This is a genomic window from Elusimicrobiota bacterium (assembly GCA_040757695.1).
Lineage (GTDB): Bacteria > Elusimicrobiota > UBA8919 > UBA8919 > UBA8919 > JBFLWK01.
Map to the genome: position 1 here is coordinate 1 of JBFLWK010000096.1, position 7,609 is coordinate 7,609.

Annotated in this window: 9 protein-coding genes and 1 pseudogene; all 10 read left to right on the forward strand. The window is 37.2% G+C overall.

What is annotated here, in order from left to right:
• Positions 1 to 270: 270 nt before the first annotated feature.
• The 10 genes and pseudogenes from AB1349_11860 (at position 271) to rpmC (ending at position 7,483) form a co-directional block, all read left to right on the forward strand.
• Positions 271 to 1,248 (forward strand): tetratricopeptide repeat protein, encoded by a 978-nt coding sequence (locus tag AB1349_11860; GenBank protein ID MEW6558026.1) that lies wholly within the window; start codon positions 271 to 273, stop codon positions 1,246 to 1,248.
• Positions 1,249 to 1,252: 4 nt separating this feature from the next.
• Positions 1,253 to 1,492, forward strand: a complete 240-nt coding sequence (locus tag AB1349_11865; protein ID MEW6558027.1) for a hypothetical protein — start codon at positions 1,253 to 1,255, stop codon at positions 1,490 to 1,492.
• Entirely contained in the window at positions 1,455 to 4,037 is a 2,583-nt protein-coding gene (locus AB1349_11870) for a PQQ-binding-like beta-propeller repeat protein (protein MEW6558028.1), read from the forward strand. Before AB1349_11865 ends, AB1349_11870 begins: the two co-directional genes overlap by 38 nt.
• Positions 4,038 to 4,044: 7 nt before the next feature.
• Positions 4,045 to 4,332: a 50S ribosomal protein L23 gene (gene rplW / locus AB1349_11875; protein MEW6558029.1), complete on the forward strand. Its 288-nt coding sequence runs from the start codon at positions 4,045 to 4,047 to the stop codon at positions 4,330 to 4,332.
• On the forward strand, positions 4,329 to 5,159 hold the full coding sequence (rplB, locus tag AB1349_11880; protein MEW6558030.1) for a 50S ribosomal protein L2: 831 nt from the start codon (positions 4,329 to 4,331) through the stop codon (positions 5,157 to 5,159). Before rplW ends, rplB begins: the two co-directional genes overlap by 4 nt.
• Positions 5,160 to 5,251: 92 nt before the next feature.
• Complete coding sequence (gene rpsS / locus AB1349_11885) at positions 5,252 to 5,539, forward strand: 30S ribosomal protein S19 (protein MEW6558031.1); 288 nt, start codon at positions 5,252 to 5,254, stop codon at positions 5,537 to 5,539.
• Complete coding sequence (gene rplN / locus AB1349_11890; protein ID MEW6558032.1) at positions 5,540 to 5,908, forward strand: 50S ribosomal protein L14; 369 nt, start codon at positions 5,540 to 5,542, stop codon at positions 5,906 to 5,908. It abuts the gene before it with no gap.
• Between the two features lie 131 nt (positions 5,909 to 6,039).
• A pseudogene (rpsC, locus tag AB1349_11895) lies at positions 6,040 to 6,654 on the forward strand (30S ribosomal protein S3).
• 115 nt (positions 6,655 to 6,769) lie between these two features.
• Positions 6,770 to 7,180 carry a 50S ribosomal protein L16 gene (rplP, locus tag AB1349_11900; GenBank protein MEW6558033.1) on the forward strand — a complete coding sequence of 137 codons (411 nt, stop codon included), beginning with the start codon at positions 6,770 to 6,772 and terminating at the stop codon, positions 7,178 to 7,180.
• A gap of 87 nt (positions 7,181 to 7,267) precedes the next feature.
• The gene (gene rpmC / locus AB1349_11905) at positions 7,268 to 7,483 is read left to right on the forward strand and encodes a 50S ribosomal protein L29 (protein ID MEW6558034.1); all 216 of its coding nucleotides are present in this window, start codon (positions 7,268 to 7,270) and stop codon (positions 7,481 to 7,483) included.
• Positions 7,484 to 7,609 lie beyond the last annotated feature (126 nt).

The window sequence follows — 7,609 nt, forward strand, 5'->3', positions numbered from 1 at the left end:
CGGCGACAAAGTAACTGCACAAACTATACAGAAATACATCCAATATCAAAGAGCAGAAGAAGACAGACGCCAGTTAAAACTTGACTTTTAAGATACCCCGCAGCTTGCTGCGGGGAGTATGTCATTTTTTTTATTGTAATTTTTACTGGACAAATTATACTATTGTACAGAAAAAAACTGGAAAGAATTATTCTATTTTCAATTTTGCCTGTTTGTTTTTTGTTCAACTTGCACGAAACAATTTGTCATTACAATACTGAGAAGCAAACAATGTTTTATAGTATTCTTGTAAATCTTTTCCCTGTCAAAGAAATTAATTTACCTAGTTATTTTGAGAATAGAAAATCGTTGATTGAATGGTTAAAGAAAAACACAGCCCCGACTGCTGTTTTTTTGGCAAATTTTGAATTAAGTCCTTCAATCTTGACGTACACTGACAGAACTATAATTTTGCATCCTAAATTTGAAAACAAACAATATCGGCAGAAATTCAAAGAATATATTTTCGCATTATTTGATGATGAAGATACTTTTTTTGATTTATGTAAAAGAGTTAAAGCAGACTATTATGTATATCAGGTTGGTACGGTACTTAATGTTTCAAAAGACGGACTTCGTTATCTCACAGATAATTTAAATCTGAATAAAAAGTCTTCAGCATATAAATTTCATTTCACTCCTTTTGACTTGGAACATTTTCAATTGGTATATGAAACCAGAAATTACAGGATATTTAAAATTTTAAAAAATAATAAAGAAAGAATTAATTATAAAATACCATCATATTATAGAGCGGAATTTGATATTCGCATATTTCAAGAAGAAACAGCAAAAAAACAATTTCTGAATAAAGAAGAAACTTTATATGGATTTGCCTGTATATTAAGCAAGGATAGATATCTAAAGAGCGGGTTATCTTTTTATAAAAAAGGGGATTTCAGAAATGCATTAGAGTATTTAAATAAAGCACTTAAAATGGACGTTCCCGATATTAAACTTTATCAAACCTTGGGAACTATTTATTCTGAAACAAAAGATTTTGATTCTGCGATTTTTGTTTTAAAAAAGAGTATTAAATATTTCCCGAAGGAAATCCTGCCATATATAAGTTTAACAATAGTTTATTACGAAAAAAGAGATTATCAATCCGCCTTGAATATATGTAAAAAAGCAGTTGAGATTGAACCTGAAAACCAATTAGTCATGGATGCCTATAAATTGGTTACAAAATCAATCTCAGAACAGTAATTTTATGTGTAAAAACCGTTATTCAGTTTTATTTGTTGTAGCTAGTTATTTTCTTGGGGTAAATGCTATACTTGCACAAGCGCCGTGGCCAACATTTCAATATGATATGAGACGCAGTGGTCAAAGTCCAAACAAAGGACATTCTCTCCCAGAACTAACTTGGACATATGCTACAGGTGGCAGAATAGTTTCTTCTGCGGTTATAGATGAGAATAATACTGTTTATATTAGGTTCAGAAGATAATAATCTTTACGCAATCAATCCTGACGGTACGCTAAAATGGAAATATACAACAGGAGAGCGTATCTTTGCTGCCCCTTCCATTGGTGTTAACAATTCCCTTTATGTAGGTTCATGGGATGGGAAACTTTATATGTTTGGCGGAGTTCCTGTGAACCAGCCGCCCAACCCGCCGAGTTTAGTTTCACCAGCTGATGGTTCAATCACAAATGCTTATCCAACTTTTGTTTGGAATGTTCCTTCCGATGCGGATGGTGATGATTTACACTTTAAGGTAGAATTGTCAAGTGTTCCTGATTTTTCAGTAAAAGAAGTATTTGAAAGTAATGTCTTAACGAAAGGTTTTTCACCCACGCCACCTGTTGTTCAAGGAACAGGACAGTGTTCATACACAATTCAGCCACAAACTTTTTTGTCTGACTCAACAACATACTTCTGGCGTGTTGCAGTATATGATGGAACTATATATGGAAACCACTCGTCAACGCGAAGTTTTATTGTTGATAACAGAGCACCGACATACACAATTTCAGCAACACCTGATACTGTTCTTGCTGCAGGATTAGTTACAATTTCTTGTGTAGCAGGCGAACCGTTAACATCGCTGCGAACATTTGTTCGGCAGAATGGGCAACTGAACCCGGCAGAGATTACAATGTCATCAACGGATAATATTACCTGGGCAGGGACATATTCAGCAGTTACAAATTATGATGGTATTGCGACGATAGATGTCACAGGAAGTGACAATTTTTATACATCAAAAGGAACAGGAACATTTACTGTTTCAATAGGTCCTGCAGGACAGAACTTAATTATCTCAAATGTTTCAGATACTCCCGACCCGTTTGACCCTGATGTTGAATCAACAAACATTCTGTTTAATCTTGAACTAAGACCGAATGTAACAAATTCAACTACAACAATAAAAATAGTAAGCGCTACCGACGAGACTTATAGTACATTTGTACTATATCACGCTCAATCTGGTCTGTATAATGTATCACAACTGTGGGATGGAAAAGATGCCACAGGAAACTATGTTTCTGATGGAAAATATTTTTATGTGATAGAGTCAACCGCTACAAGGACTGTTGGTATAAATGTATCATATGTTACAGCGATAGAGAAGCAAGGCGAGATAACAGTTCTGCGTCAGGTTAGTTTTGATTTCGCAGCTTCACAAATATCAAATCCTGAAAATGCAAAAATAATAATCACACCCAATCCGGACGGTAAAACCGCATCGACATTCGGGATATTATCGGGAAGTGTTGGCTCAATTTACGATATACAGCCTACGAGCACAACATTTTTTCCGTCTGCAGCACTGACACTTTTTTATGATGAGACACAACTCAACGGGATTGACGAAACCACACTTGATATTTTCAGATACAATCCTGACACAGGAGATTGGACAGCGCTTGGTGCAACACTTGACACAGTAAACAACAAACTGGCAATAGCAATAGACAAAATTTCAATTTACACAATTGCGACGAAAAATGCTGTGTTTGTTCCAACACTTGTTTCACAGATTGATTTTGTAAAGCCGACATTTACAGTATATCTTACAAGAAACCCAGAGAAGACAGACGAGATGACAATCACAGCGTTCTCGTCGGAAAAACTTCTATCAGCAAATGCAGAAGTTGTTCCGCATGGCAACAGCCCGAAGAAACAAAGTATCGTTGTACAACTACAAGAAATTTCAGAAAATCTGTGGACTGGGAAATTTACAAAGCAGACAGGTTTCGGTGATATAGAAAAAATAATAATTTCCGGCTGGGATTTAGCAGGCAATTTTGGAATTTCAGATGGCAGTTATACAAAGAATGTTGTTTCCTCTGAAGGCGGAATTGTAAAAGACCCGCTCACAAAGATAGAGATTGAGATTGAGAATGGAGTTTTAGAAGAGGAAACTGTATTTGTAGTAAGGAAAGTTGAGATTCCTCGTTCCGCTCGGAATGACATTCGTGTGGTAGCAAATTACGAGTTCAAATCAGATAAAAAATTTGATAAGCCAGTAAGAATCACAATACCATACACTGCACAGGCTGTGAACGGACCCAATGAAAAGAATCTGAAAATTGCATATCTCAATGAAACAACAAATGATTACGAGATTCTTGAAAGCGAAGTTGATACCGACGCAAAAACCGTTTCTGCTAATGTATCACATTTTTCAATTTATGCGATTGTGTATCAACAACCGCAGATGTCACCCGAACCTGATACTACTTTCAGAAAAGGTGAGATATATGCATATCCAAATCCTGCGAAGCGAGGTGTATTTCCCAAAATACATATAGAATGTGGTATTGCTGACAAAATAGAAATAATTTTGTATAATATCGCAGGCGAATTGATAGACTACACAGAGTTGTATTCGTCTGATGTAAAATCAGATGCTACGAAATACTATTATGAATATCCTTGGGATGTTTCAGACATTGCCAGTGGCGTGTATATCTACACGATAAGAGCGAAAAAATCAGGGTATGCTGATATAAAAGTACAGGGAAAGATTGCAGTCGTAAAGTGATGTTATTATGGATGCTTTTAATATAATAAAAAGACCGATTATTACTGAGAAAGCAACAAATTTGAAAGAAAAAGAAAACAAGTATGAATTTATCGTCGCAAAAAACGCCAATAAGTATCAGATAAAAAAAGCAGTTGAACAACTTTTTAATGTTGATGTTGAAAAAGTGCATACAGCAGTATATACAGGTAAGTTGAGACGCGTAGGGCGTTATTCAGGGTATAGACCTGAATATAAAAAAGCAGTCGTAAAAGTAAAAAAAGGACAGACAATAAAATTAGTAGAAGGCGTATGAAAACTTACATACCATACACGCCATCAAGGCGGTTCATAACAACAGATGATTTTTCGGATATAACAAAAACAACACCGGAAAAATCGCTTCTGCGGCCTTTGAAAAAAGCAAGTGGCAGAAATAATACAGGTAGCATAACTGTTAGACATCGTGGTGGTGGACATAAACGGATGTATCGTATTGTTGATTTTAAACGAGATAAACGAAATGTCAACGCAGAAGTTATTGCAATAGAATACGACCCGAATCGTTCCAGTCGGCTTGCACTTGTGAAATATCCCGACGGTGAAAAGCGATATATTATCTGCCCGCTTGGTTTATCAGTTGGCGCAAAGGTTGAGAGTGGTGAACATGCTGAAATAAAAATCGGTAATGCACTGCCATTAGCAAATATCCCGATTGGTACCGAGATACATAATATAGAGTTGATTCCCGGACTTGGCGGCAAACTTGTCCGTTCTGCTGGTGGTGTTGCACAGATTATGGCAAAAGAAGGTGAGTTTGCTAATATAAAAATGTCGTCCGGCGAAATAAGAATGATTCCATTAAAATGTTACGCTACTATCGGGCAGGTTGGTAATTTAGACCATGAAAATATCTCTATTGGTAATGCAGGCAGAAGCAGACATCTTGGTATTCGCCCGACGGTTCGTGGTACCGCAATGAACCCAGTTGACCATCCACACGGCGGCGGCAGAGGCAAATCTAAAGGACATAATCATCCGCAATCACCTTGGGGACAACCTGCAAAAGGATTCAAAACCAGAGACAAAAATAAATGGACTGATATGTATATTATAAATAGAAGACCGAAAGGAATGAGGTAGAGGAGGCAGGAAAAAGGTATAAATTAAAATTACGACAGAATATTTTAACCTTTAACCTTAAACCTTTAACCTGCCTTTATCCTGATGTTACTATGTCAAGGTCAACCAAAAAAGGTCCGTATATTGACGAGAAACTGTTAAAAAAAGTTGAAATACAAAACAGTTCCGGGCAAAAAACACTTATCAAAACATGGGCACGCGCGTCTGTGATACCGCCGGAATTTGTCGGACATACATTTGGCGTTCACAACGGCAAGAAATTTATCTCCGTCTATATCACAGAAAATATGGTAGGACACCGGCTGGGCGAATTTTCGCCAACCAGATTTTTCAGAGGACACGGTGCCGCACATACAAAAGAGGCATTAGAAAAAACCTAAATGATTCAAGAGCGGTCTATTCTAACAGTTGCAGATAATACAGGTGCACGAAAAATAAGATGTTTCCGAATGCTTGGTGGCAGTTACCGGAAATATGCATCATTAGGTGATGTGATTATTGCCTCTGTATATGATGCACTGCCAACCGCTACAATTAAGAAAGGTGAAAAAGTGCGTGCCGTTATCGTCCGATGCGTAAAAGAGGTTCGGCGGGCTGATGGCAGTTATGTAAAATTTGATGACAATGCGGCTGTGATTATCAATCCGGATGGTGAGCCGCGTGGGACAAGAATTTTCGGGCCGGTTGCAAGAGAACTCAGAGAAAAAAATTTTCTGAAAATTATCTCGTTAGCGCCTGAAGTGATATGAAGGCAGGTTAAAATGGCAGGTTAAAGGGAAAAGTTGAAGGAAAAAAAAACTTTAACTTGCAATTCCCTGTGGCTCTGCCAGAGGGTAGTTCATTTTTAACCTTTAATTTATACCTTTAACCTGATGTTAATATGGGACAAAAAATTCATCCAAGAGGTCTACGGCTTGGCTATGTTTCCGACTGGGATAGTAAATGGTTTTCCAGACGGAATATGGCTGACCTGTTAGAAGAAGATTTTCGGATAAGAAAGTTTGTTAAAGAACGGCTAAAATTTGCCGCAGTCTCAAAAATCGTAGTAGAACGTGCTGGAAAATATCTGAAAGTCAACATTTTTTCTGCCAGACCTGGACTTATCATTGGCAAACGAGGTGCTGATATTGAAGCACTCAAAAAAGAGATTGAAGAAATTTCTGATAAAAAAACTATCGTAAATGTGATGGAAATCAAATTGCCTGAAACAAACGCTCAATTGGTTGCTGAAGGGATTGCATTACAACTTGAAAAAAAAGGTTCGCACCGACGAGCAATGAAAAAAGCAATTGAGAAAGCAATGTCAGCAGGTGCACTTGGTGTTAAGGTTAAAATTTCAGGTCGGATAGGTGGTAATGAAATTGCACGGAGCGAATGGCTGAAAGAAGGCAGAATCCCGTTACAGACATTTCGGGCTGATATTGATTACGGGTTTGCGGAAGCGCTTACTACAATGGGGATTTTAGGTGTAAAAGTATGGATATTCAAAAAAGAATTATACACAAAAACCGAGAAAGAAATGATTGATGAAGCGCGACTTATAGAAAAGCCGGAAGATATAAAAGAAGAGAAACCAATAGAAGAAGAAATTATAAAAGAGGACGAAAATAATGTTGTTTCCGAAGAGAGTCAAATATAGAAAATCACAGCGAGGCAGAATCAAAGGGATTGCATCTGGCGGAACAGAGGTCAGTTTCGGTGAATACGGCTTGATGGCGCTTGGCAGAGCATGGCTTACTGCAAACCAGATTGAAGCATCCCGTATCGCATTAACCCGTGCAATAAAAAAGAGTGGCAAGGTCTGGATAAGAATTTTCCCTGATAAACCGTATACAAAAAAACCTGCTGAAACAAGAATGGGAAAAGGTAAAGGTGAGCCGGAAAAATGGGTCGCAGTAGTCAAACCCGGCAGGGTTATGTTTGAGGTGTCCGGTTTGAAAAAAGAAGAAGCAAAAATAGCATTTGACCTTGTTGCACATAAGTTACCGATAAAAACACAGTTTTTGGAACGCGGACAGTAGAGACAGTGATAAACAAGTGAATAAGTGGTTAGTGGTTAGTAAAAACTTAATCACTTAATCACTTAATTACCTAATCACTGGTGTTAAATGGCGAAAGATAAAAAGAAAATAGATATAAAACAACTCACAGATGCTGAATTAAAAGCAGAACTTGAACAGGCAAAAGGAAAACTGTTCAAATTAAAGTTCGCGCATAAAACAACACCGCTAAAAAACCAATTGGAGATAAGAACTTTAAGGCGACAAATTGCGCGAATTTTAACAGTATTAAGAGAAAAAATAGTCAAGAGTAGTCAAGTGTAGTCGACCTGAAAAACGGCTATAAACACTGTTTTTTTGATACGGCTCGTCGGAACCACTATAAAATATATTTGCAAATTCATTCAAATCAAAGGTTTGACCTTTGAAATTGCTCTTTGAATTTTGAAA

Excerpts from the sequence above, each read along its gene's own strand:
- rplW (MEW6558029.1), top strand. The coding sequence starts at position 4,045 with ATGGATGCTTTTAATATAATAAAAAGACCGATTATTACTGAGAAAGCA.
- AB1349_11865 (MEW6558027.1), top strand. The coding sequence starts at position 1,253 with ATGTGTAAAAACCGTTATTCAGTTTTATTTGTTGTAGCTAGTTATTTT.
- rpsS (MEW6558031.1), top strand. The coding sequence starts at position 5,252 with ATGTCAAGGTCAACCAAAAAAGGTCCGTATATTGACGAGAAACTGTTA.
- rplP (MEW6558033.1), top strand. The coding sequence starts at position 6,770 with ATGTTGTTTCCGAAGAGAGTCAAATATAGAAAATCACAGCGAGGCAGA.
- rplN (MEW6558032.1), top strand. The coding sequence starts at position 5,540 with ATGATTCAAGAGCGGTCTATTCTAACAGTTGCAGATAATACAGGTGCA.
- AB1349_11870 (MEW6558028.1), top strand. The coding sequence starts at position 1,455 with ATGAGAATAATACTGTTTATATTAGGTTCAGAAGATAATAATCTTTAC.
- rpmC (MEW6558034.1), top strand. The coding sequence starts at position 7,268 with ATGGCGAAAGATAAAAAGAAAATAGATATAAAACAACTCACAGATGCT.
- rplB (MEW6558030.1), top strand. The coding sequence starts at position 4,329 with ATGAAAACTTACATACCATACACGCCATCAAGGCGGTTCATAACAACA.
- AB1349_11860 (MEW6558026.1), top strand. The coding sequence starts at position 271 with ATGTTTTATAGTATTCTTGTAAATCTTTTCCCTGTCAAAGAAATTAAT.